Source organism: Bacillus sp. CIS52 (assembly GCF_053545315.1).
The window spans coordinates 785,273-810,014 of sequence record NZ_JBIUFR010000001.1 but is presented as its reverse complement, the minus strand read 5'-3'; the positions used below and the strand labels follow the sequence as shown (position 1 = coordinate 810,014).

Here is a 24,742-nt window from a genome sequence, read left to right as displayed (position 1 = left end):
AATGACAAGCATCGAGAGGGGGTATGCCGGATTACATAACCTGTTTGCTGCATATATATCACGAAGGGGGAATTGATATGAAATTACGTAAAACCGCACTGATGATGCTAAGTGTTTTTATGGCGCTCGCCATCTTCCTGTCAGCCTGCTCCGGCTCAAAATCCACAAACACCGAATCCAAACCGGCCGGAAAACCGCAAAAAGGCGGAGATTTGGTTGTTGGGTCAACTGGGGAACCAACGCTTTTTAATCCTCTTTACTCCACCGATGTTGCAAGTTCCGATATTGAAGGAATGATTTACAGCACATTATTAGAAACTGATGAGAAATTGAACGTCAAGCCGTCGCTGGCTGAAAAAGTAACAGAAGCTGACGGGGGATTAACGTACAACGTAAAACTTAAAAAAGGCGTAAAATTCCATGATGGAAAAGAGCTCACGGCCGACGATGTAGTGTTCACCTACAGTATTCCTCTTAACAAAGATTACAACGGTGAGCGAGGCTCAGGTTTTGAGTCACTTAAATCCGTAACGAAAAAAGGAAAATATGAAATTCAGTTTAAAATGAAGAAAAAAGATGCCTATTTCTACAATGTCGTTCTCGACAGTTACGGCATTTTGCCAAAACATATATTGGGTAAGGTTCCGGTTGCTGATCTGGGAGAGAATGAATTTAACCGTAAAAACCCAATCGGCTCCGGTCCGTTTAAGTTTGTTGAGTGGAAAAAGGGTGAGTATGTCAAACTGGAAGCAAATGATGAATACTTTGGCGGCAGACCTTATCTTGATACAGTGACAGTCAAAACAATTCCTGATTCCAACGCGGCCGTGGCCCAGTTAAAAGCGGGAGACATTGATTTCTTCGTTGTGCCGGGCACAGATTTTGATACGGTTAAAACGTTTGGAAACGTAAAGGTTAAATCTGATCTTGGCTTAAACTACAGCTATATCGGCTGGAATGAGAAAAAAGAGCTTTTTAAGGACAAAAAAGTGCGTCAGGCATTGACTTATGCTCTTGACAGACAGGCAATGGTGGATCAAGTGCTGAATGGAGACGGTAAGGTAGCAAATGTTCCTGAAAGTCCGCTGTCATGGAATTATCCGAAGTCTAAAGTGCCGACATTTGATTATAATCCGAAAAAAGCAAAGCAGCTGTTAAAAGAAGCCGGATGGGAAGACCATGACGGTGACGGCTACCTTGATAAAGACGGAAAAAAATTCTCTTTTGAAATTAAAACGAATCAAGGCAATAAAATTCGTGAAGATTTAGCGGTTGTCGTTCAGCAGCAATTAAAAGAAGTAGGAATTGAGGCTAAGCCGCGGATTGTTGAATTCAGTGCGTTAATTGAACAGACCAGTGCCCCTAATTGGGATTATGACGCTCTTCTTCTCGGATGGAGTCTTGCTACGTTCCCGGATCAGTTCTCCATCTTCCATTCAAGCCAAGCTAAAAACGGGCTGAATAATATTTGGTACAAAAATCCGAAAGTCGATAAGCTGCTTGAAGAGGCGAAGTCAATTACTGACAGAAAAGAATACCAAAAGAAATATGAAGAGATATACAAATTGATTGCGGAAGATCAGCCGTACAGCTTCTTATTCTATTACAACTATCACAGAGCGATGCCGAATAATTTACAAGGCTATGTATTCCACCCTAAAAATGACTTGTACAATATTGAAAAATGGTGGCTGGACCAAAAATAGCAGAAGCCCTTGAGAGGGAAGGAGTTTCCTTTCCTCTCTTATCCTATTTAAAAAGGGGACAAGAACATGGTTACATATATTTTACGGCGAACATTAATGTCCTTGCCGATTCTCTTAGGCATTACAATTTTGTCGTTTGCTATCATGAAAGCAGCGCCCGGAGATCCGATGTCGCTCATGATGGACCCTACAATCAGTCAAGCGGACAGGGCGAAATTCATTGAAAAATACGGGTTGAACGATCCGGAACCGGTTCAATATGTGAAATGGCTGGGGAATATGCTGAAAGGCGATTTCGGGACTTCTATTGTGAAGAAAGGCACCCCTGTTTCTGAACTTATCTTATCCCGCTTACCGAATACGATTGTGCTTATGCTTTTCTCAACCCTTGTCGCTCTTCTGATTTCTATTCCATTTGGTGTTTTGTCAGCGAAACGTCCTTATTCAAAATTGGATTACGGGATAACTGTTACTTCATTCTTGGGGCTTGCCATTCCGAATTTTTGGTTCGGTTTGATTTTAATTATGGTTTTATCTGTGAATCTTGGGTGGTTTCCCACTGGCGGAGTAAGCACTTTGAATGCGGACTTTAACATATTTGACCGTTTGCATCATTTGATTCTGCCTGCTTTTGTGCTCGCAACGGCAGACATGGCTGGAATAACGAGATACACAAGATCCAGTATGCTTGATGTGTTAAAACAGGATTATATACGCACGGCGCGTGCGAAAGGATTCAGAGATAATAAAGTGATTTTTAAGCACGGTTTGCGAAACGGACTTCTTCCTGTCATCACTATTTTTGGTCTGATGATACCGTCATTTATCGGGGGAGCGGTAGTTGTAGAACAGATTTTTACTTGGCCGGGTCTCGGCAAATTGTTTATTGATTCAGCCTTTTCACGAGATTATCCGGTTATCATGGCCATGACGGTCATTTCAGCTGTTTTGGTTGTAGTGGGGAATTTAATTGCAGACATCTTATATGCGTTGGCTGACCCCCGTATTGAATATTAACAAAGAGAGGTGAGAGGTCAAATGTTACAGCCAAATACCGGCACACCCCCCAGTGAAATAAAATTAAAAGAAAATATTCAATCCAAACCGGAAACAATGACTAAGATTTTTTTCGAAAAGTTCTTTCAAAACAAACTTGCTGTAATCGGAGCCGTTATATTAACCATCATCATTTTGTCAGCTTTATTCGCTTCGGTAATCGCTCCTTACTCTCCAGAGAGTCAATCTCTTATCAATCGTTTGAAGCCGCCGAGTTTAAAACATCTAATGGGAACAGATAAATTCGGAAGAGACATCTTTACGAGGGTTCTGTACGGGGCGCGCGTTTCCTTGCTTGTCGGATTCGCATCTGTGATCGGTGCGATTACAATCGGAACTGTTGTCGGAGCCGTTGCCGGTTATTTTAAGGGGATTGTCGATGCCGTTCTCATGAGAACTGTTGATATCGTATTATCCATACCTGATATATTTTTGCTTATTACACTTGTTACGATTTTTCAGCCCGGAATGGATAAATTAATTTTAATTTTCTCCCTTACAGGCTGGACAACAACAGCACGCCTTGTGCGGGGGGAGTTTTTATCGCTTCGTTCCAGAGAATTTGTACTGGCTGCAAAGACGATCGGTACAAAAAATCATCATATTATTTTTTCTCATATATTGCCTAATGCGCTTGGACCGATTATTGTCTCGGCCACATTAAAGGTCGGAACGGTTATTTTGGCAGAATCTACATTGAGTTATCTCGGTTTCGGGATTCAGCCGCCGATCGCAAGCTGGGGCAATATGCTCCAGGATGCACAGAACTTTACGCTTATGATTCAGGCTTGGTGGTATCCGTTATTCCCAGGGTTGCTGATTCTTCTTACTGTATTGTGTTTCAACTTTGTCGGCGACGGGCTGCGTGACGCGCTTGATCCGAAAAATGTGAAATGATCTCCCGGACGGAACGGGAGATTTTTTTGTTGGGATGCAAGCGGAAATCTTATATTAAAATGGAATAATTTATCTACCCCTTGCCTATACTGTGGACAACAGTTTTTGTAAAGTGAGGGGTCGAATATGTTATTTCTTCATGATGTGTGGGTCAATTGGTTTGAAGGGGAAGAGAATGGCTACAATGTATGTCATTTTCACGAATGGCGGAAGGAAGACACGGTTGAGCTTTTGGATCAGACGCCGCTGCTCAGAGTGCCGTCGGTATTATTTCATTACATAGAAAACGACTTATCAGAGCTTCCGAAAGAGCTGCTGGAACAAGTGCATCAAAAGTCATACGTGCGAAAAAATCATGAACGGACGAAGCTTGAGTACTGTTTTGTCGTGACTGACGGAATCGGCATCATTGCCGTGGATACGATCGGGTATACCATTCCGGTCAGAAAGAGCCGCCTGATTCCAAGGCAGGAGCAGCTTGTTTATGAAATGGTAAAGGATGTAGAGCCGGAATCGTTTCAATTTGAGCCTGCACAATTGGAGTCTTCAAAAGAATATCACATTTTATCATTGGCGCCGGAGCATGTCAGAGGGCTGACGAGAAAAGAACGGCAGATCAAGCAGCTGATGTTTATGGCGCTTGACCAGCTGAAAGGGCTGAAAAACCGCGCGGAAATAGTGTATTGGTACACGGAATGGAATCCGCATATGTACGAGCAGATCAAACGGATGAGCTTCGAAGAGATTTGGGACATGCTTTACAATGAAACAATCGAAGGCTGGTCAGACAAGCATCTTGCGTTCTGTGAAAATTTGATTAAAGGGCAGCCGTTTTTCGAAAAGCTTTGGGAAATGGAACAGGAATCAAAAGTGAACTAAAAAAGAGGCGGGGATCATCCCGCCTCTTTACTTTATCTTCTTTTCCGTCCGAGACCCATGGCGTTCTCCATTTTTTTCACCATTTTGCCGGCGGTTTTGTTTGCGCGTGCTGCCCCTTCGTCGAGAATGCGGTCAAGCTCGTCGCTTTCAATTAATTCACGATAGCGCTCTTGGATCGGTGACAAAGCGCCGATAACAACTTCGGCTAAATCGCTTTTGAATTCACCGTAGCCTTTGCCTTCATATTTTGCCTCTAATTCTTCAATTGATGTATTTCCTAAAATAGAATAGATCGTCAAAAGGTTAGAAACACCCGGTTTATTTTCTTTATCATACTTTACAATGCCTTCCGAATCAGTCACGGCGCTCTTGATTTTCTTTTCGAGCTGTTTCGGCTCATCAAGCAGCGTGATGTATGCCTTTTGGTTCGGGTCTGATTTGCTCATTTTTTTGAGCGGATCAGCCAGTGACATGATGCGCGCGCCCGTTTCAGGGATTTTCACCTCAGGAATCGTGAAGATGTCATTGTATTTCTTATTGAAGCGTTCTGCCAGATTGCGGGTCAGTTCAAGGTGCTGTTTTTGGTCTTCTCCGACCGGAACAAGGTCCGTGCCGTACAGTAAAATATCACCGGCCATCAGCGGCGGATATGTTAACAGCCCTGAGACGACGGCTTCTTTGCCTTTTGACTTATCTTTAAATTGCGTCATCCGCTCAAGCTCGCCGATATATGCGACACATTGGAGCATCCACCCCGCCTGGGCATGAGCGGGAACCTCTGACTGGATAAAGAGGGTCGCTTTCTCGGGGTCAAGTCCGACGGCCAGGTAAAGAGCCGCCAGATTGCGGATGTTCTTCCGCAGCTCAAGCCGATCCTGCGGAACCGTAATTGCATGCTGATCGACGATGCAGAAATATCCGTTGTAATCATGCTGCAAATCGACAAATTGTTTCATGGCGCCGATGTAGTTGCCGAGGGTAACGGAGCCGCTCGGCTGAATGCCTGAAAAAATCGTTTTCTTCATAGTTCTTACCTCATTTCTTAAAACATAATAAAAAAAGCCCATTCTTCCCGTAGAAAAAAGGGACGAATGAACCGTGGTGCCACCCTGATTATTCCATTACAATGGAATCGCTCGAGACGTTGGTAACGGAGGCTGCTCCGGCTGGGCCTACTTTACGTTCGGTCAGCTGCTCAGAAGTCCATTCCACAGGGCCCGTTACCTGCTCCCAGCACCGCAGGCTCTCTTCAAACGGGTTGATATGTGTACTACTCTTCATCATAGCAATCACAACAAAATGTTCTTTGATTGATCTATTATAAATCAATTATAGCCAAATGTCATCAGAAGAATACAAGCTTATTTCCAATTTACTTAAAGGCTGAAAATCCGCAAAAAGAACTGAAAATCCCTAAAAGATAACGGATATCAACATTTCGTATAACGAATATTATATGTAAAAAGCAATATGAACTGGAAATTACAATAAAAATATTTAGTTAGGTCATGCTTTAAACTATAGAAGTGTATCACCTTTTTGGCAGAAAAACTGACCAAATTTAAATATTTTAAATTGAGAAAATAGTATTGCAATAAATTATTCATTTCATTATAATGAACTTGTTCACTCTATTGTTACAGCTTCTTTACATAAAATAATCAGAAAAGACGGAACACAATTAAAGTTTAGAAAAATATTACGTTATTTTGTCTGATATTTCTGAGTATTTAGTAGTAAAGGCTGAAAATTTGATTAGGGGGTTAGTGCATGAAAAAGCGTTGGTCTATTGTAGGTTTGATGCTTATCTTCTCGCTTGTGTTAAGTGCGTGCGGCGGATTCAGCGGCGGATCAGGCGACGGTAAAAAAGACACCAAAGGACAGACTACACTTAATATCAATATTAAAACTGAGCCGTTTTCAATGCATCCGGGATTAGCGAATGATTCCGTTTCAGGAGGCGTAATCCGCCAGATTTTTGAAGGATTGACACGCGTAAACTCCAAAGGTGAGCCTGAAGAAGGAATGGCATCTAAAATTGAAACAAGCAAAGACGGAAAGACCTATACATTTACGATTCGTGACGGTGCGAAATGGTCTAACGGCGATCCCGTGACTGCGCAGGATTTTGAATATGCATGGAAATGGGTGCTTGACCCGAACAACGAATCACAATACGCTTATCAGCTCTACTACATCAAAGGCGCTGAAGCCGCCAATACAGGAAAAGGCAAGCTTGATGACGTAGGCGTAAAAGCCGTAAATGACAAAACATTAAAGGTGGAACTGAACAACCCGACACCTTACTTCCTGCAATTAACTTCATTCTATACGTATATGCCGATCAACAAGAAAATTGCTGAAAAACATAAAAATTGGAACACAAACGCAGGTGAAAATTACGTGTCAAACGGCCCGTTCAAAATGACAGCCTGGAAACACAGCGGTTCCATCACGCTTGAAAAGAACGATCAATATTGGGATAAAGACGCTGTGAAATTGAAGAAAATCAACATGGTGATGATTAACAATGACAACACCGAACTGAAAAAATTCCAGGCGGGTGAGCTTGACTGGGCAGGAATGCCGCTCGGCCAGCTTCCGACCGAATCTCTGCCGACTTTGAAAAAGGATGGATCGCTCCATGTTGAACCGATCGCAGGTGTGTATTGGTACAAATTCAACACAGAAGCGAAACCGCTGAACAATGTGAACATCCGTAAAGCCCTTGCTTATGCGATCGACCGCTCATCTATCGTGAAAAATGTGACGCAGGGGGAACAAATCCCGGCCATGGCTGCAGTGCCGCCGTCAATGAAGGGATTCGAGGATAACAAAAAAGGCTATTTCAAAGACAATGACGTCAAAACAGCTAAAGAATACTTAAATAAAGGACTGAAAGAATTAGGTATCAAGAGCGTCTCTGACCTTCCGGCAATCAAATTGTCCTACAATACGAATGATGCGCATGCGAAAATAGCGCAGGCCGTACAGGAAATGTGGAAAAAGAACTTAGGTGTCAAAGCTGAGCTTGATAATTCCGAATGGAATGTGTACATCGATAAGCTGCACAGCCAAGATTATCAGGTCGGGCGTATGGCCTGGTTAGGCGACTTTAATGATGCAATTAACTTCCTTGAAGCATATCGCGATAAAGATGGGGGAAACAATGATACAGGATGGGAAGACCCTGAGTTTAAAAAGCTGCTGAACCAATCTCAGCTTGAAACGGATCCGGATAAACGTATCGAAGAGCTGAAAAAAGCAGAAAAAATCTTTATGGACGCAATGCCGGTCGCGCCAGTTTACTTCTATACAGATACTTGGGTGCAGGATAAAAACCTCAAAAATGTAATCTTGACCGGAACAGGTGACGTTTTCTTCAGAAACGCTTCTTTTGAATAACAGGCGGTTCTGAAAACAAAAGACCCAAGGTATATGGGGAGGATGTCCCCGTATACCTTTCTTGCTTATTAAGTTTAAAATGGTAAAAAATATGGAGGTGTTCACCTTGCTGAAATACATCGGTAAACGATTCATTTACATGATCATCACGCTGTTTGTGATTGTCACCGCCACTTTCTTCTTAATGCAGGCAGCCCCGGGCGGACCATTTTCCGGCGAAAGAAAGCTGACGCCTGAAATTGAAGCAAACTTAAACGAACACTATGGTCTGGACAAGCCTCTTTTCGTTCAATATGTCAGCTACTTAAAATCTGTAGCGATGTGGGACTTTGGGCCTTCTTTTAAATATAAAGGCCAAAGTGTTAATGATTTAATCAATTCCGGCTTCCCCGTCTCATTCACTCTCGGTGCAGAAGCAATTCTCCTCGCATTAGCGTTTGGTGTGCTTTTCGGGGTGCTGGCTGCCCTGTACCATAATAAATGGCAGGATTATACCATTGCGATTTTAACGATCTTTGGGATCTCAGTTCCGAGTTTTATATTGGCGACGATTTTGCAATATATTTTCTCCATTAAATTAGAACTGTTCCCGGTCGCGGGTTGGGAATCCTGGGCATACACCTTTCTGCCCTCCATTGCGCTCGCTTCCATGCCGATGGCATTTATCGCCAGACTCTCCCGTTCAAGCATGATTGAAGTGTTAAACAGCGATTACATACGGACTGCAAAAGCAAAAGGCCTTTCCCGGCCGTCAGTCACCGTGCGCCATGCGCTTCGAAACGCGCTTTTGCCCGTCGTGACATATATGGGGCCGATGGCGGCGTCCATTTTAACGGGAAGTTTCATCATTGAATCGATTTTCGGAATCCCCGGTTTAGGCGCGCATTTTGTAAACAGCATTACAAACCGTGATTATACGGTCATTATGGGAGTTACCGTGTTCTTCAGCGTGATCCTGCTTTTATGCGTATTGATTGTAGATGTGCTGTACGGATTGATCGATCCGAGAATCAAGCTTTCTAAAGCAAAGAAAGGAGCCTAGACCATGCAGAACATTCCTAAAAATATGTTTGAACCAGCTTCAGCTAATGCCGGCGATGCCGAAAAAATAAGTAAAAAAAGCCTTTCCCTCTGGAAAGACGCCATGCTCCGCTTCCGCAGCAATAAGCTTGCGATGGTCGGGTTGGTACTGATCGTTCTTATTATTCTTATGGCGATTTTTGCACCTGTTTTTTCAAAATATGATTATGCGACTACCAATCTATTAAATGCTGATAAAGCGCCGTCGAAAGATCATTGGTTCGGCACCGATGACCTTGGAAGGGACATATTTGTCCGGACATGGGTGGGCGCGCGGATTTCGATCTTTATCGGAGTCGCAGCTGCCGTGCTTGATTTATTAATCGGCGTAATCTGGGGCAGTATTTCCGGATTCCGCGGCGGACGCACAGATGAAGTGATGATGCGCATCGCCGACATTCTGTGGGCTGTTCCTTCATTATTAATGGTGATTTTGCTGATGGTTGTTCTGCCGAAAGGGTTGCTGACCATTATCGTCGCCATGACGATCACGGGCTGGATCAATATGGCGAGAATCGTCCGCGGACAGGTGCTGCAATTAAAGAATCAGGAGTATGTGCTTGCTTCACAGACACTCGGTGCCAAAACCGGCCGGCTTTTGTTTAAGCATATCGTCCCGAATGCGATGGGATCTATACTTGTAACGATGACGCTCACGGTTCCGACGGCGATTTTTACAGAAGCATTTTTAAGTTATTTGGGGCTTGGCGTACCTGCACCGCTTGCGAGCTGGGGGACGATGGCCTCAGACGGATTGCCTGCATTAACCTATTACCCTTGGCGTCTGTTCTTCCCTGCAGGATTTATCTGCCTGGCAATGTTCGGCTTTAACGTTGTCGGCGACGGGTTAAGAGACGCGCTGGATCCTAAGTTACGCAAATAAGGAGTGATATGAGTGACACGCTTGCTAGAAGTAAAAGACTTAGCCATTTCATTTAAAACATACGGCGGAGAGGTACAGGCAATCCGCGGCGTGAATTTCCATTTGAATAAAGGAGAGACGCTGGCGATCGTAGGGGAGTCAGGTTCCGGAAAAAGTGTGACATCTCAGGCGATAATGAAGCTGATTCCGATGCCTCCGGGCTATTTCAAAAGAGGACAGATTCTTTTTGACGGGCGCGATATCGTGCCGATGTCCGAAAAAGAAATGCAGGCCATCAGGGGAAGGGACATCGGAATGATTTTCCAAGATCCGATGACCTCTTTGAACCCGACGATGAAAGTCGGAAAACAAATTATGGAAGTGCTTTTCAAACATGAAAAAATCTCAAAAGAAGCTGCGAAAAAACGCGCCATAGAGCTGCTTGATCTCGTCGGCATCCCGATGCCTGAAAAACGGGTCGGCCAATTCCCGCATGAATTTTCAGGCGGTATGAGACAGCGCGTCGTCATCGCGATGGCGCTCGCAGCAAATCCGAAGCTGTTAATTGCCGATGAACCGACAACAGCGCTTGATGTAACGATTCAGGCGCAAATCCTTGAGCTGATGAAAGATCTGCAAAAGAAAATTGATACGTCTATCATTTTCATCACGCACGATCTCGGCGTTGTCGCCAATGTCGCCGATCGGGTCGCCGTCATGTACGCGGGTCAGGTGGTTGAATCGGGCACGGTGGATGAAATCTTTTATGATCCGCGCCATCCGTATACGTGGGGGCTGCTTGCCTCAATGCCGAGTCTGGACAGCACAGATCAGGAAAAACTGACGGCCATTCCGGGCACGCCGCCTGATCTCACAAACCCTCCGATAGGGGACGCATTTGCGCTCCGCAGCTCGTATGCGATGAAAATTGACTTTGAACAGGAACCGCCGATGTATAAAGTGTCCGACACGCATTTTGTGAAATCATGGCTTCTGCATCCTGATGCGCCTAAGGTCGAGCCGCCAGAAGCGGTGAAGGCTAAAATCCGTCAGCTGCCGAATACGTATCAGCAGCCTGTTTTAATGAAGGAAGGTGAAAAAAATGACTGAGAAACTGCTTGAAATCAAACATTTACAACAGCATTTTTTTACGCCGAAAGGAACGGTAAAAGCCGTAGATGATTTATCATTTGATATTTATAAAGGCGAAACGCTCGGCCTTGTCGGAGAATCGGGCTGCGGTAAATCAACGACGGGCCGCAGTATTATCCGGCTGTATGAGGCAACCGGCGGGGAAGTCCTCTTTAACGGGGAAAATGTCCACGGGAAAAAATCCCGCAAGAAACTGCTGGAGTTTAACCGGAAAATGCAGATGATTTTCCAGGATCCGTACGCTTCGTTAAATCCGAGAATGACAGTCGCCGACATTATTGCCGAGGGAATAGATATTCACCGCCTGGCCAAAACGAAAAAAGAGCGCATGCAGCGGGTTCACGAACTGCTGGAAACGGTCGGTTTAAATAAAGAGCATGCCAACCGCTATCCGCATGAATTTTCGGGCGGGCAGCGCCAGCGTATCGGAATCGCCAGAGCATTGGCGGTTGATCCGGAGTTTATCATTGCGGACGAACCGATTTCGGCGCTTGACGTTTCCATTCAGGCGCAGGTTGTCAATTTAATGAAAGAATTGCAGCAAGAAAAAGGGCTCACTTATCTGTTTATCGCCCATGATCTATCAATGGTCAAATACATCAGCGACCGCATCGGCGTCATGTATTTCGGGAAGCTGGTGGAGCTTGCGCCGGCGGATGAGCTTTACGAAAATCCGCTTCATCCTTACACGAAATCATTGCTGTCCGCTATCCCGCTTCCTGATCCGGACTATGAAAGAAATCGCGTGCGAAAGAAATATGATCCGTCAATTCATCAGCTCCAAGACGGAGAAAAGATGGAATTTCGCGAAGTGAAACCGGGACATTTTGTCATGTGCACAGAAGCTGAATTTAAAACCTATCTATAAAAGCAGCATCCTTCAAGACTTAGTCTTGGAGGATTTTTTTTTCGCGCACATCCAAGTTTATTCAGCCTGCTCCCGTTTTCCTATAATGGAAAAAAAGGGGGAGATCAGTATGAAAACCATTTTATGCGCCTTTGCGGCGGGACTGTTTTTCAGTGCAGCCGCTTATCCGGCACAGGCGGCTGTAAAAGAAGAGCAGCCGCTTGTAAAAATAGCGCTGACTGAAAAAGAGCTGCCAAAAGCAAATGAGAGGTTTGCTTATCCGTCAGGACTGCATTTTACACGTCCTGATAAGGTCCGGGGCATTTACGTCACAGGACATTCAGCGGGAGGGAGCAAATTCGGGGAGCTGACAGACTTTGTGGACAAATCGAAGCTCAACACAATGGTGATTGATGTGAAGGACGACAACGGAAATCTTACCTTTAAACCAGACGGTCATTCTGAGTATGACAAAATCGCCAAACCATACATCAAAGACCCAAAAAAGATGATGAAAAAGCTGGAGGAAAAAAAGATCTATCCGATCGCGCGTATTGTCGTATTTAAAGACAGCGAACTCGCGAACGAAAAGCCGGAGTGGTCCTTTAAAGAAAAAAACGGAAGCGTCTGGAAAAACGGCCGCGGAGAATCGTTCGTCAATCCGTTTATGAAAGAAGTATGGGATTATAATGTAAAGATTGCAAAACAAGCTGCGAAGATGGGCTTTCAGGAAATTCAGTTTGATTATGTCCGTTTTCCTGAAGGATTTGAAAAACGTGATGGCGAACTGACATACGGACACGGCGATTACGGAAAAACAGCAGACAGCAATGTGCAAAAACGCGTTCATGCCGTCACCGATTTTGTCGGATATGCGAAGAGAAAACTCAAGCCGTATGGCGCAAATGTGTCGGTTGATATTTTCGGCTATTCTGCGACACTGCCGGAGGCGCCTGGGATCGGCCAGAATTTCAGCAAAATTTCAGAACAGGTCGATGTCATTTCATCTATGATTTATCCGAGCCATTGGACAAGCTATTTCGGCATTGATAAACCGGATCTTGAGCCTTACAATGTCGTCAAAGAATACGCGAAGGTGGAAAATAACAAACTGTCTAAGCTGAAACACCCGCCTGTGTCGCGCCCGTGGCTTCAGGACTTCACGGCTTCTTATCTTGGCAGCGGAAATTATCAAAAGTACGGGAAAAGCCAGGTGGAAGACCAGATTAAAGCGCTGCATGATGAAGGAATTGACGAATTTTTATTATGGGATGCGGCAAACCGTTATACAAAAAATGTCGATTACACACCATTTTAAAAAAATTGAAACCATGTCAAAGGGTCACACGTCTTAATAGATGTAAGATTGTTTAAACAATCGGAAATGGGGTATATCTAAAAGTGTGAAGACAACGAACCCATAAGGAGCAAATGAATGAACTGGTACGAAAAGCTGAGTGAATATTTTCCGATTGAAGAAATGAAATCAAAAGCGCATATGGAAGCTCTGTTAAAGGAGCGAAGCGATGTTTATCATAAAGAAGAAGGACAGTACCACGTGCTGATGTATGCGGAATTTGACTCTTTCATCTTTATTGATTACCTGTTTGTGTCGAAGAAATCCAGAGGACAAGGTCTCGGAAGCAAGCTGATCGGCAGGCTGAAAAAGAAAAACAAACCGATTCTTCTTGAAGTGGAGCCTGTTGATGAGGATGACACGGACACACAGAAGCGCTTGCGTTTTTATCAAAGAGAGCATTTCAAGCACGCGCAGTCAATCGGGTATCGGCGCCGGTCATTGGCTACGAATGAAGTGAACAAAATGGAGATTCTGTACTGGTCGCCTAAGACGGAGTCAGAAGAAGAAATGTTTGAAGCGATGAAACAGACATATGAAAACATTCACACTTATAAAGATGAAAAATGGTACGGAGAATCATACGAAAAAACGGATGAAGTTCTCAAAGTCATTGAGGAGAACAAACGAAAAAACATTTTCGATCAGCTGAGCTAATTGAGAATGGGAAATAATCCGAAAACGTAAATTTGCCGGATTGACACATTTTTTTCTCAGGAGACTGTTCATACTTACTTTTTTATAGTATAATACCTATAAAGATTCCTTTTTTAAAGTCATTTCAATTTGAGAATACAAACATGTTCATCCTACTAATTAGAGGAGTGAAGATTAATGGTTACATTATACACATCACCTAGCTGTACGTCATGCAGAAAAGCAAGAGCTTGGCTTGAGGAGCACGAGATTCCGTTTGAAGAAAGAAACATTTTCTCTGAGCCGTTATCAATTGATGAGATCAAGCAGATTCTGCGTATGACTGAAGACGGTACGGATGAAATTATCTCTACCCGTTCTAAAGTATTTCAGAAACTGAACGTAAATGTTGAATCAATGCCGCTTCAAGACTTGTACACTTTGATCAATGAGCATCCGGGACTGCTCCGCCGTCCGATCATCATTGATGAAAAACGTCTGCAAGTCGGCTATAACGAAGATGAAATCAGACGATTCCTGCCTAGAAAAGTACGTTCTTTCCAATTAAGAGAAGCACAGCGTCTGGCTAACTGATATAAGCTTACGATAAGCATGAAAAAAGCCCAAAACCGTCGGCGGTTTGGGCTTTTTATTATTTTTCAGTCTGCTGATAAATCATACTGGCGAGGATGACAAAAGCGACGGTCAAAATCGGCAGCATCATCTGTATAGTGCCGTGTTCCGCCATGAAGAAAGACAGCTTGCTGTCCCCGGCAATCATTTCACCGCCGGTAAATGCGAGAAGGCCGCTTCCAGCGTACATCAGTAAAGGCATTTTCTCCATAGCGGTATGAACGAGCTTGCTGCCCCAAATGATAATCGGCACCGAGATGAAAAGCCCTATCACTACAAGCGTCAGCTCACCGTGAGAAGCGCCGGCTACTGCGATGACATTGTCAAGAGACATAAAGATATCAGCCAAAACAATTGTGCGGATGGCTTTCCAAAGGGAAGAACTGCTTTTCACATGCTGCGCATCTTTCTTCTCAATCAGAAGCTGATAGCCGAGATACAATAAAAACACTCCGCCTGCGCATTGTAAAAATGGAACATTCAATAAATAGACCGCGGCGCTCGTCAGCACGATTCTCAAGACGACTGCGATAAACGTTCCGAAGAGGATCGCTTGCTGTCTTTGTTTATGCGCCAGATTCCGGCTGGCCATCGCGATGACGACGGCATTGTCACCGCCGAGAATGAGATCAATTCCGATAATGAGCAGAAGGGACAGCAGGTAATCGTGCGGCATGGTAACACCTCGCTTATAGTTCGGTTGCTTGTACAGCTAATATATGAAGCAGTGTGCCATTTATGATGGGAACCGGGAGAAAGCCTGTTTTTCGGCGTGAAAATGCATTTTTATTTCTTTTATAACTGTTTTATCATAAAATAGAAATATACAGAATTTGTGCTGTCTTCTATAAGGTTAAGATGTGGACGGAATGGGTAAAGTGTAGTAAAGTACTATTCATCGGGAGCTTAGATGTCCCTTCAACATCTTATAAAGAAGGGAAGGTTGGCAAAATGGAAATAGAAAGAATTAACGAGCATACTGTAAAATTTTATATGTCTTATGGTGATATTGAAGATCGCGGTTTTGACAGAGAAGAAATCTGGTACAATCGCGAGCGCAGTGAAGAACTGTTCTGGGAAGTCATGGATGAAGTTCATGATGAAGAGGAATTCGCTGTCGAGGGTCCTCTTTGGATTCAGGTTCAGGCATTGGACAAAGGACTGGAAATAATCGTAACAAAAGCCCAGCTTTCCAAGGACGGACAAAAACTCGAACTGCCGATCCCGGAAGATAAAAAACAAGAGCCGGCAGATGAAAATCTCGATGCTTTACTTGATGATTTCCAGAAAGAAGAGCAGGCCGAGAGCCGGGAAGATAAGGAGCAAAAGCTTCAGTTCACTTTGCGGTTCGATGATTTTGAGGATCTCATCTCGCTATCAAAATTGAATCTTAACGGAATTAAAACGACCCTGTATTCGTTTGAAAACCGATATTATTTATATGCAGATTTTTATGAGCAAACTGATGAAGAGGTTGAAAATCAGCTAAGCATCCTGTTGGAGTACGCGCACGAATCGCCAGTCAGCATTCACCGTCTTGAAGAATACGGAAAATTGGTGATCGCTGATCATGCGTTATATACGATAAAAAAACACTTTGCATCATAACAAACCGATTTCTCTCAGCAGAAATCGGTTTTTTTTGTTCTGAATGACATGATAAACGGCTGAAAACCCCATAACAGCGCTCACCCGCAAACAGGATTATGCCTTCTTTCTGCTGAATACATCAAGATTCAGGAAAGGAGAAGATGCAATATGTTCAGTGCTGTGAATGCCGGCGGCCGGCTCATTCAGCTGGCCGGAAGCTATTCAAAGGAAAAGGCGGCGGAACTGAGAAAAAAGCGCTGGTTCTGCCCCGTGTGTAAAAGTGAGCTTGATATTAAACTTGGACGGGAGAAACTGCCGCACTTCGCCCATAAAAAAAGCAGGCTGTGTCCGGGAGAATCCGAGCCTGAAAGCGAATACCATCTGGAAGGAAAAAGACAGCTTTTTCTCTGGCTTAAGGCACAAGGGTGCACCGTCAGCCTGGAGCCGTATCTGACTTCTGCAGGTCAGCGGCCTGACTTGACGGCTGAAAACGGAAAAGAGAGGCTGGCTATTGAATTTCAATGTGCGAACCTTTCGGCAGACTCTTTAAAGAGCCGGACGGCAGGCCTGCAAAACGCCGGATACCGGCCGGTCTGGATCATCGGGGCAAAACGCCTGAAACGGCTGGCTGCGCATTTTTTCCGGCTTTCTGCATATCACTGGCAGTTCTTTGAAGCGAATTCATTTTCATCCTTGATGTTTTACTGCCCCGACGCCCGCTCCTTTTACAAACTGCATTCCATCACCCCGTTTTACACCGGCTATTCTTATGCCGGCTTAACCACGATCCCTCTTCACAAAGCAAACCTGAAAGACATTTGTCATCCGGAAGGGCGGCACAGCGTCAAACTTTCCAATTGGAGACGCGCCGTAGCTGGCTTTCGCACAAAAAGCGGCCGGTTTTTATCTGAGGATGCCGGTCTCATCCGGCGGCTTTTTTACGAGAGACACCAGGTTGCATTTCCTTTTCTGCCTTCTGAAGTGTTTATTCCCGTTTCAGCGGGATTTGTGTTTGCAAGTCCCGTTTTCGTGTGGCAGGGCCATTTATACTTGCGGCTTGCGGAGCTTTTTGAAAAAAGAGCACCAATCCGGTTATCCGGCATGATTCAAAATGTACGGCATAACATCCGCCGTCAGGAAATCCGGATGCGGTACGATTCTCACGAACATCTCATCGGAATGGCGGTAAAACAATATGCGGATTTCTTATGCTTGCAGGATTTTTTAAGGGAAACTGAGAATGAAGTATATATGCCCTCATCTCAACAGAAGCGCCCTCAAACGGCTGAAGAGCTGCGTCAGCGGGATCAGCTCTTTTTTGGAGAATGAGAATGCTTGATTTCGTTCACCCTAACGTCAAGGTGGTGGCGAATGTGAAGGGCGTACGGGCATTTTGTTTTCGTTTTTTCACTGGATTATTGGTATGCTTGGTCTTATATGCCGCATATGATTTGACAAAAGGCAGTGAAAAGCCGGAAGATAATCACAACACAAGTTTTTGGAGAAACAATCGTTTTTTCAATTGGCTTGAAGTAAAGAAAACGAGGGGGATCACCATGACTGAGGAAAATAAAGCAGCACAGCTGCCTGACAGAAGTGAAGTAAAGGCAGAGCATACATGGAGACTAGAGGATATTTTTCCTAGTGATGAGGCCTGGAATAAAGAATTTCAAGCGGTTAAAGAATTAATTCCGAATTTATCTTCCTTTAAAGGCACGCTTGCTCATTCAGCCGATAATTTATACGCGGCGCTTACCGCACAGGATGAAGTGACGAGCCGTTTGGGGAAACTTTATGCATACGCGCATATGCGTTCAGACCAGGATACGGGAAATTCTTTCTACCAAGGGCTGAACGACAAAGCCGCAAGTCTGTATTCTCAGGCTGCCAGCGCGACTGCTTATATTGAACCGGAAATTCTGGCGATTCAGGAGGACAAGCTGCATCAGTTTATTCTGGAAAAAGAAGAGCTGAAGCTTTACTCCCATGCAATTGAAGAAATTACAAAACAGCGTCCGCACGTGCTGAGTGAAAGAGAAGAGGCCCTGCTTGCGGAAGCGTCAGAAGCGCTGTCTTCGCCTTCCAATACATTCAGTGTGTTAAATAACGCCGATATTACGTTTCCGTCGATTAAAGATGAAGACGGCAAGGAAACTCAACTCACACACGGCAACTTTATTAATTTTCTGGAAAGCAGCGACCGGGAAGTCCGTAAAAACGCCTTTAAAGCCGTATATAAAACATACGGACAGTATAAAAACACGATGGCGACTACACTCAGCGGCACTGTGAAAAAAGACAATTTCTACGCCCGTGTGAAAAAATACAAATCAGCACGAGAAGCGGCTTTATCCAATAACAGCATCCCTGAAGAAGTTTATGATAACCTGATCAAAACGATCAATAAACATCTTCCGTTATTACACCGCTACATTGATCTGCGGAAAAAAGTGCTCGGCCTTGATGAAGTCCATATTTATGACCTGTACACACCGCTTGTAAAAGATTCGGGAATGAAGGTCACATATGAGGAAGCAAAAGATTATATGCTCAAAGGGCTTGCTCCGTTAGGCGAGGAATACGCGTCTATTTTAAAAGAAGGACTTGAAAACCGCTGGGTCGATGTATACGAAAATAAAGGAAAACGCAGCGGTGCTTATTCGTCCGGTACATACGGCACGAATCCGTACATCTTGATGAACTGGCATGACAATGTCAACAATCTGTTTACGCTCGTTCACGAGTTCGGCCATTCCGTGCACAGCTACTATACGAGAAAATATCAGCCGTATCCATACGGAAACTACAGCATTTTTGTCGCTGAAGTCGCTTCTACGACCAATGAAGCGCTGCTTGGTGAATATATGCTGAACAGCTTAAAAGATGAAAAACAGCGTCTGTACCTGCTCAACCACATGCTTGAAGGTTTCAGAGGCACAGTCTTCAGACAGACGATGTTCGCTGAATTTGAGCATCTGATTCATACGAAAGCGCAGGAAGGCGAGCCGCTGACGCCTGAACTGCTGAGCAAGCTTTATTATGATCTCAATAAAAAGTATTTCGGAGACAACATGGTGATTGATAAAGAAATCAGCCTGGAATGGTCAAGAATTCCGCATTTCTATTACAATTATTATGTGTATCAATATGCGACAGGCTACAGTGCGGCACAAGCGCTGAGCAGCCAGATCTTAAAAGAAGGCAAGCCTGCGGTTGAGCGTTATACCGAATTCTTAAAAGCAGGAAGCTCAGAATACCCGATCGACATACTGAAAAAAGCGGGAGTCGATATGACATCGCCTGAACCGATCGAGGCGGCCTGCAAAATGTTTGAAGAGAAACTGAATGAAATGGAAGAGCTCCTTTCGAAAGTGAACCCTTCATAATAGAAAAAGCCTGTGCAGAAGATGCGCAGGCTTTTTAAAATCCTTTAAACGTTTTTCGGTGATTCAGCCGGTACAGGGCAAACAATATCGACAGAAACAGCAGGGGAGATGTGATGTAAATCGGCAGCATGTGCATCATGGCCAGCAGATTTAAAAAGAAGAAAAACACAATCATTCCGATGGTCAATACGGTGCGAAGCATGTATGTCCCTCCTTGTTTACATTGATATATTCTATGAAAACAAGCAGTCAGTTATGTTTTGTGACAAAAATATGAACATTAAGCTTATGGGTTGTCAAAACTCGACAAGATTTGATATGATAAGGATGTGAAATTGATCACAAACAAACATTACCCCTTTGTTTGACCGTGAAAAATTTCTCCCATCCCCTTTGTTGTCGTTAAGACATATGAAACCGCGCTTATCCCGGCGCGGTTTCTTTATTTGCACAAAAAAAGCCGGCTCCGTAAGGAATCAGCTTTTTTTAATGATCGCAGCAGGTGACATCCTCTTTGGTTCCGGTTAAGGATTTCCAAAACAGACCGTGCTTTGCATCCACTCTGGCGACCTTTTTGGCGAACGCCAGTTTTTTCATTTCTTTTTCAACTTCCTCAAGGCTTAAATCATAAACAAGTGCAATTTCTTTCGATGCGACAAATCGGAAATATTCAATGAAACATTCCAAAGGCGGCGTTTCAGAAGGCTTCGGTTCATCGCCGAGCATTTCGAATAAGATGTCTTCGTATACTTCATAAGAATAGTTGCCGGGCACTTTCAGCCCTTCATCATCATGCAGGCTGTTAAAGAACGTCAATGTCGGATTAACGGTGACGTCCATTTCCGCGGCGATTTTCATATCGCACTGCAGCGCTTTTACCGCGCTTTGTGAATGGAGATCGCGTTTAAATTCTTCGACATCCAATTTTGTCTTTTTGGCAATCTCTAAAAGAACGTCTTCATCTGTAATATTCTGCTTTGAGACAAACAGGCTTTCCTGCATGTTGCGGAGAAACAGGATGCCGGCCTTTCTTCCCTGCAGTTCGGCCGCTTTTAAAGCGAGTGCCGCCAGATAAGGTGATGAAAGGGGCTGATCCTGCTCAAGCCAAAGGCTTCCGTCACACGGCATCCCGGAACGGTTCGCGATTTTTTCCCAAGCTTCGGCAAGAAGGTGTTTTTTACGCTTTTGCTTATTCAGTGATGTGATGCTCGCGGAAACAATGATCCGCAGCGTAAAAAAACGTCCGTATCGGATTTTTAATTTTTTTATGGCGGGCTCCAGCGACCAGCATTCAGGACATAAAGGGTCGACAAACATGTAAATTTCCAGCGGTTTTTTTGGATGTCCGTGGCAATGGGCGAAGTATTGCTCATGCTGATAATTCGTCAATATGATCGATCCTCCGCTTCCGACTGGTTTACCATATGTCTGGCCGTTAATTCCAGACGCCCGTACAGAAATTCACGAATATCGCCCTCTAGCCCGACATGATCCATCGCTCTGCTCATACAGCTCAGCCACGCATCAGCCCTTTCTGCCGTAATCGGAAAGGGAAGATGCCTTGCTCTGAGCATGGGATGGCCATGTTCTTCAGTATAGAGGGGAGGCCCGCCTAAATACTGGGTTAAAAATTGCTTTTGTTTTCTGGCCGTTTCAGTCAAATCACTTGGGAATATCGGCTTCAGCAAGGGATGAGACGAGACACGCTCATAAAAAGTATCAACAAGTTGCGATAGAAGTTCCTCTCCAATCGCTTCATATGGTGCGTTAAACGATTGTCCCATGTTGACTACTCCTTTTATATGGCTAATAGGAATCATAATTCCTATTGCGAAATTATCTTTCAGTTTTACTATCTTCAGTTACTGTATATTTTAGCAATAACATTTTATTTCTACAAACAAAGTGCCTTTCTGTCAGGCGCTTGTATTTCATATCATATCACATCGACTTCATTCATGTGTAAGATTTACTCCGCAAAAAAACCAGAGAAGGAAGCCTCTCTGGTTTACGCGTAATACTGTTGGGTGATGTTTTTGACATATTGCTGTGTTTCTTTAAACGGCGGAATGCCTCCGTACTGATCTACGTTGCCGGGGCCTGCGTTGTAGGCGGCTAACGCCAAAGACACATTTCCGTCGTATTTTGTGAGCATCTGCTTTAAGTATTTCGTCCCGCCGTCAGCGTTCTGGACGGGATCAAGCGGGTTTGACACCCCGAGTGATTCAGCCGTGGAAGGCATGAGCTGCATCAGTCCCATCGCCCCCGCACCGCTGACCGCTTTCGGATTAAAGCCTGATTCCTGTTTAATAACCGCACGGATCAGCTTTTCGTCGACTCCGTATTTTTCGGCCGCTTTTTGAATGGCGCTGTCTATTGAAAAGTTTCCGGTGCTGATGTCAGAAGCTGTATGCGCAGGTTTTATGCCGGAAGAAGCGGTCTGTGAAGCGGCCGCGTGACTGACTGAAACCGGAATTCTCGGTGAATATGAAGTATGATCGGTCCGCACCCCGTTTAAAATTCCCGCTTCCGGCTGCTGCCGGACGGCTGTGCCCGTATATTGGCTGAGCAGCGCGCTGAAATTTGCAAGCGGGCTTTCTGCAGATTGTCCGCTTGAAGCGGTGCTTGTATTAGAGATTGATTGCAGCGCCATTGATTGAAGCTGGAGAAGGGACGCCCAATTCGTTATATTCACTGTGTCATTCCACCTTTTTTTGTTTCTGTTCATAAAAACGCTGGATTTTATTTTTAGTGACCCGCTGAGGGATGCCGAATTGCTTGAGCAATTGTTCAAACGCCCGTTTTCCTTCGTCCCACTCAGCAGCCTCGAATTCCAATTCAAAATCTTCTTTCTCTAAATATCGGCTGTGATCTAAAATGATTAAGCCTTTTTCTGATTCTTTTTCCGCGCGTTCAGTCGACAGCGTTCCGAAGTAACAAATGGCTTCTGAATGGATACCGAGACCGTCCAGCTGCCGTTTTACGGGGCCATCGGGAATTTTGAAGCTGGCAAGGCCAGGCTGTTTTGCAAGCTCTTGGTGCGTTTCCAGCAGACCGACCGCGGCAGGCTCTTTTAAAGTCAGGACGAACGCGCCGTCTTTTTCACGGATGCGGAGGGCTGATTTTTTTTGTTTCAGAGAAAAATCTTTTGTATCGAAATAATGATTGATTTGCTGCTTAAAATCATGTTTTTTCATGCCGAGTGCTTCACTCAGCTTCTGAAATTCTGATTTTGTCAGCAGATTTTTGAATTCAATTTCTATTTCTTGGGTCATGACAGTCTTCCTTTCAGGACGAAAAATTGTATAATTCCCATTATCTCTTTAGAGGTTACGTTTATCAATATCGACCTTGATATGATAAAATAAATGCTGTACTTTGTTAAAAAAGGAGAACATTATGCAAAAGAGAATTGAAATTCAAAATGCATCATTAACAGAAGACGTGCTCCGCCTGAAGTGCGGAGAGGACTTAAGCGGAGCGGAACGCAAAGCCACAGGTCAAATGCTTGTTGATTCCGATCACTTTGCTTTTGTATACATACTTGAAACAGCTGACTCTTTTGAATATGTCATTATAAAAGAACATGTATGGCCGGATCTGAAAGAGGCCTTTGACAAAAGAAAACCGGCGGTGCTGGAGGCCGGCGGCAAAACGGTTGAACTTTCAGGGCTGCATGAAGAACTCGATTATCTTATTGAAAATATTAAAGATAATGCAAACTACGGAGACATGGAAGAAAAAGTGAAAAGCGTATTTCTTTAGATCAGGTTCGGAATTGGGGGATGTACGATGGATGACAAACAATGGGAGCAATTTCTAGCGCCATACCGCCAGGCTGTTGAGGAATTAAAGGTGAAGCTGAAAGGCGTCAGAACCCTTTATGAGTATGAAGATGACCACTCACCGATTGAGTTTGTGACAGGCCGCGTGAAGCCGGTGGTAAGCATACTTGAAAAAGCGAGACGGAAAAGCATACCGCTTCATCAGATTGAAACGATGCAGGATATCGCAGGACTGCGTATTATGTGCCAATTTGTCGATGATATCCAGATCGTCAAAAATATGCTGTTTGCCAGAAAAGATTTTACCGTTGTCGACAAGCGGGATTACATAGCAGAGCATAAAGAGAGCGGATACCGGTCTTACCACCTTGTCGTTTTATATCCTTTACAAACTGCGTCCGGAGAAAAGCATGTTCTTGTGGAGATACAGATTCGGACGCTTGCCATGAATTTTTGGGCCACCATTGAGCATTCACTGAATTACAAATACAGCGGGAACATTCCCGAAAAAGTAAAGCTGAGGCTGCAGCGGGCCTCGGAAGCCGCATCCCGGCTCGATGAAGAAATGTCTGAAATCCGCGGAGAGATTCAGGAAGCCCAAGCCGCGTTTTCACGAAAGAAAAAAGCGGGAGGCCACCAGTAGAAAGGAGGGGAATGGCATGAAATTTGCCGTTTCTTCAAAAGGAGACGAAGTTTCAGATACACTGAAAAGCAAAATACAGGCGTATTTACTTGATTTTGATATGACCCTGGATGAAAAAGAGCCGGAAATCGTTATTTCCGTCGGCGGTGACGGAACGCTTCTCTACGCATTCCACAGATACAGCGACCGTCTGGATAAAACGGCTTTTGTCGGGGTTCACACGGGGCATTTGGGTTTTTATGCCGATTGGGTTCCGCAGGAGATAGAAAAGCTTGTTCTTGCCATCGCCAAAACGCCGTATCATACCGTGGAATATCCCCTTCTTGAAGTGGCTGTCACTTATCATGATGAAGAGCGTGAGGAACGGTATCTGGCTTTGAATGAATGTACGATCAAAAGCATTGAAGGCAGTCTCGTCGCTGACGTTGAAATTAAAGGCCAGCTGTTTGAAACGTTCAGGGGAGACGGTTTATGTCTGTCAACGCCTTCCGGAAGCACGGCTTATAATAAAGCGTTAGGCGGCGCGATCATTCATCCTTCCATCAGAGCGATTCAGCTCGCGGAAATGGCATCCATCAACAACAGAGTGTTCAGGACTGTCGGTTCGCCGCTTTTGCTTCCCGATCATCATAACTGTGTCATCAAACCGAGAAACGACGTCGACTTCCAAGTCACGATTGATCATTTGACCTTGCTGCATAAGGATGTCAAATCTATTCTATGCCGGGTGGCAAATGAAAAAGTCAGATTTGCAAGATTCCGCCCTTTTCCGTTTTGGAAAAGAGTGCAGGATTCCTTTATCGGAAAAGGCGAATAGAAAGAGGAAAC

The 24,742-nt window shown here is 44.4% G+C and carries 25 protein-coding genes and 1 other annotated feature; of the genes, 18 read left to right on the top strand and 7 right to left on the bottom strand.

All coding sequences use genetic code 11. From position 1 onward, the window contains the following. The first annotated feature begins 77 nt into the window (after window positions 1–77). The 4 genes from ACH32G_RS03630 (at window position 78) to ACH32G_RS03615 (ending at window position 4,538) form a co-directional block, all read left to right on the top strand. The gene (locus tag ACH32G_RS03630; protein ID WP_045925326.1) at window positions 78–1,706 is read left to right on the top strand and encodes a peptide-binding protein; all 1,629 of its coding nucleotides are present in this window, start codon (window positions 78–80) and stop codon (window positions 1,704–1,706) included. A gap of 66 nt (window positions 1,707–1,772) precedes the next feature. Further along, window positions 1,773–2,723, top strand: a complete 951-nt coding sequence (locus ACH32G_RS03625) for an ABC transporter permease (RefSeq protein WP_016938240.1) — start codon at window positions 1,773–1,775, stop codon at window positions 2,721–2,723. A gap of 21 nt (window positions 2,724–2,744) precedes the next feature. Beyond that, entirely contained in the window at window positions 2,745–3,659 is a 915-nt protein-coding gene (gene opp4C, locus ACH32G_RS03620; protein ID WP_016938239.1) for an oligopeptide ABC transporter permease, read from the top strand. A gap of 126 nt (window positions 3,660–3,785) precedes the next feature. Further along, window positions 3,786–4,538: a YjbA family protein gene (locus ACH32G_RS03615; protein WP_016938238.1), complete on the top strand. Its 753-nt coding sequence runs from the start codon at window positions 3,786–3,788 to the stop codon at window positions 4,536–4,538. A 32-nt stretch (window positions 4,539–4,570) separates the two neighbouring features. Here the strand turns inward: ACH32G_RS03615 and trpS are convergent, their stop codons facing one another. Further along, window positions 4,571–5,563, bottom strand: a complete 993-nt coding sequence (trpS, locus tag ACH32G_RS03610) for a tryptophan--tRNA ligase (protein ID WP_016938237.1) — start codon at window positions 5,561–5,563, stop codon at window positions 4,571–4,573. Window positions 5,564–5,618: 55 nt separating this feature from the next. After that, window positions 5,619–5,831: a binding site (T-box leader), on the bottom strand. Between the two features lie 477 nt (window positions 5,832–6,308). Here trpS and ACH32G_RS03605 point away from each other — a divergent pair. The 8 genes from ACH32G_RS03605 to spx all read left to right on the top strand — a co-directional run bounded on the left by ACH32G_RS03605 (window position 6,309) and on the right by spx (window position 14,471). Then, a complete protein-coding gene (locus ACH32G_RS03605; RefSeq protein ID WP_045925329.1) occupies window positions 6,309–7,943 on the top strand; it encodes a peptide ABC transporter substrate-binding protein in 1,635 nt (544 codons plus the stop codon). 106 nt (window positions 7,944–8,049) lie between these two features. Further along, complete coding sequence (locus ACH32G_RS03600) at window positions 8,050–8,985, top strand: ABC transporter permease (protein ID WP_016938235.1); 936 nt, start codon at window positions 8,050–8,052, stop codon at window positions 8,983–8,985. Between the two features lie 3 nt (window positions 8,986–8,988). Next, window positions 8,989–9,906: an oligopeptide ABC transporter permease OppC gene (oppC, locus tag ACH32G_RS03595; protein ID WP_016938234.1), complete on the top strand. Its 918-nt coding sequence runs from the start codon at window positions 8,989–8,991 to the stop codon at window positions 9,904–9,906. A 12-nt stretch (window positions 9,907–9,918) separates the two neighbouring features. Further along, window positions 9,919–10,995: an ABC transporter ATP-binding protein gene (locus tag ACH32G_RS03590; protein ID WP_448813999.1), complete on the top strand. Its 1,077-nt coding sequence runs from the start codon at window positions 9,919–9,921 to the stop codon at window positions 10,993–10,995. Next, window positions 10,988–11,905, top strand: a complete 918-nt coding sequence (gene oppF, locus ACH32G_RS03585) for an oligopeptide ABC transporter ATP-binding protein OppF (protein WP_016938232.1) — start codon at window positions 10,988–10,990, stop codon at window positions 11,903–11,905. Before ACH32G_RS03590 ends, oppF begins: the two co-directional genes overlap by 8 nt. A 109-nt stretch (window positions 11,906–12,014) precedes the next feature. After that, on the top strand, window positions 12,015–13,202 hold the full coding sequence (locus ACH32G_RS03580) for a putative glycoside hydrolase (RefSeq protein WP_064777831.1): 1,188 nt from the start codon (window positions 12,015–12,017) through the stop codon (window positions 13,200–13,202). 117 nt (window positions 13,203–13,319) lie between these two features. Further along, complete coding sequence (locus ACH32G_RS03575) at window positions 13,320–13,898, top strand: GNAT family N-acetyltransferase (RefSeq protein ID WP_045925331.1); 579 nt, start codon at window positions 13,320–13,322, stop codon at window positions 13,896–13,898. A gap of 177 nt (window positions 13,899–14,075) precedes the next feature. After that, a complete protein-coding gene (gene spx / locus ACH32G_RS03570; RefSeq protein WP_003327578.1) occupies window positions 14,076–14,471 on the top strand; it encodes a transcriptional regulator Spx in 396 nt (131 codons plus the stop codon). 58 nt (window positions 14,472–14,529) lie between these two features. Here spx and ACH32G_RS03565 read toward each other — a convergent pair whose 3' ends face one another. After that, complete coding sequence (locus ACH32G_RS03565; protein ID WP_047477838.1) at window positions 14,530–15,186, bottom strand: TerC family protein; 657 nt, start codon at window positions 15,184–15,186, stop codon at window positions 14,530–14,532. A gap of 275 nt (window positions 15,187–15,461) precedes the next feature. Here ACH32G_RS03565 and mecA point away from each other — a divergent pair, with 275 nt between their 5' ends. From mecA to pepF, 3 genes are all read left to right on the top strand, one after another. Further along, complete coding sequence (gene mecA, locus ACH32G_RS03560) at window positions 15,462–16,118, top strand: adaptor protein MecA (protein ID WP_198698687.1); 657 nt, start codon at window positions 15,462–15,464, stop codon at window positions 16,116–16,118. Between the two features lie 150 nt (window positions 16,119–16,268). Then, complete coding sequence (locus ACH32G_RS03555) at window positions 16,269–17,429, top strand: competence protein CoiA family protein (RefSeq protein ID WP_448813998.1); 1,161 nt, start codon at window positions 16,269–16,271, stop codon at window positions 17,427–17,429. A 227-nt stretch (window positions 17,430–17,656) separates the two neighbouring features. Next, window positions 17,657–19,486, top strand: a complete 1,830-nt coding sequence (pepF, locus tag ACH32G_RS03550; RefSeq protein WP_156132992.1) for an oligoendopeptidase F — start codon at window positions 17,657–17,659, stop codon at window positions 19,484–19,486. 34 nt (window positions 19,487–19,520) lie between these two features. On the opposite strand, the gene ACH32G_RS03545 is transcribed toward pepF, so the two are convergent. The 5 genes from ACH32G_RS03545 to ACH32G_RS03525 all read right to left on the bottom strand — a co-directional run bounded on the left by ACH32G_RS03545 (window position 19,521) and on the right by ACH32G_RS03525 (window position 22,761). Further along, window positions 19,521–19,688 (bottom strand): hypothetical protein, encoded by a 168-nt coding sequence (locus tag ACH32G_RS03545; protein ID WP_016938224.1) that lies wholly within the window; start codon window positions 19,686–19,688, stop codon window positions 19,521–19,523. A 284-nt stretch (window positions 19,689–19,972) separates the two neighbouring features. Then, window positions 19,973–20,875, bottom strand: a complete 903-nt coding sequence (gene spxH, locus ACH32G_RS03540) for a protease adaptor protein SpxH (RefSeq protein ID WP_016938223.1) — start codon at window positions 20,873–20,875, stop codon at window positions 19,973–19,975. Further along, window positions 20,872–21,270 (bottom strand): globin domain-containing protein, encoded by a 399-nt coding sequence (locus ACH32G_RS03535; protein ID WP_016938222.1) that lies wholly within the window; start codon window positions 21,268–21,270, stop codon window positions 20,872–20,874. Before ACH32G_RS03535 ends, spxH begins: the two co-directional genes overlap by 4 nt. 224 nt (window positions 21,271–21,494) lie before the next feature. Then, on the bottom strand, window positions 21,495–22,181 hold the full coding sequence (locus ACH32G_RS03530; protein WP_448813997.1) for a lytic transglycosylase domain-containing protein: 687 nt from the start codon (window positions 22,179–22,181) through the stop codon (window positions 21,495–21,497). Between the two features lie 4 nt (window positions 22,182–22,185). Next, window positions 22,186–22,761 carry a CYTH domain-containing protein gene (locus ACH32G_RS03525; protein ID WP_448813996.1) on the bottom strand — a complete coding sequence of 192 codons (576 nt, stop codon included), beginning with the start codon at window positions 22,759–22,761 and terminating at the stop codon, window positions 22,186–22,188. Window positions 22,762–22,885: 124 nt separating this feature from the next. On the opposite strand from ACH32G_RS03525, the gene ACH32G_RS03520 reads away from it, so the two are divergent. The 3 genes from ACH32G_RS03520 to ACH32G_RS03510 are packed head-to-tail and all read left to right on the top strand — an operon-like array spanning window position 22,886 to window position 24,731. Continuing rightward, window positions 22,886–23,251: a UPF0738 family protein gene (locus ACH32G_RS03520; RefSeq protein WP_095240942.1), complete on the top strand. Its 366-nt coding sequence runs from the start codon at window positions 22,886–22,888 to the stop codon at window positions 23,249–23,251. Window positions 23,252–23,278: 27 nt separating this feature from the next. Continuing rightward, window positions 23,279–23,914 (top strand): GTP pyrophosphokinase, encoded by a 636-nt coding sequence (locus ACH32G_RS03515; RefSeq protein ID WP_016938218.1) that lies wholly within the window; start codon window positions 23,279–23,281, stop codon window positions 23,912–23,914. A 16-nt stretch (window positions 23,915–23,930) separates the two neighbouring features. Continuing rightward, entirely contained in the window at window positions 23,931–24,731 is an 801-nt protein-coding gene (locus tag ACH32G_RS03510; protein ID WP_045925337.1) for an NAD kinase, read from the top strand. Window positions 24,732–24,742 lie beyond the last annotated feature (11 nt).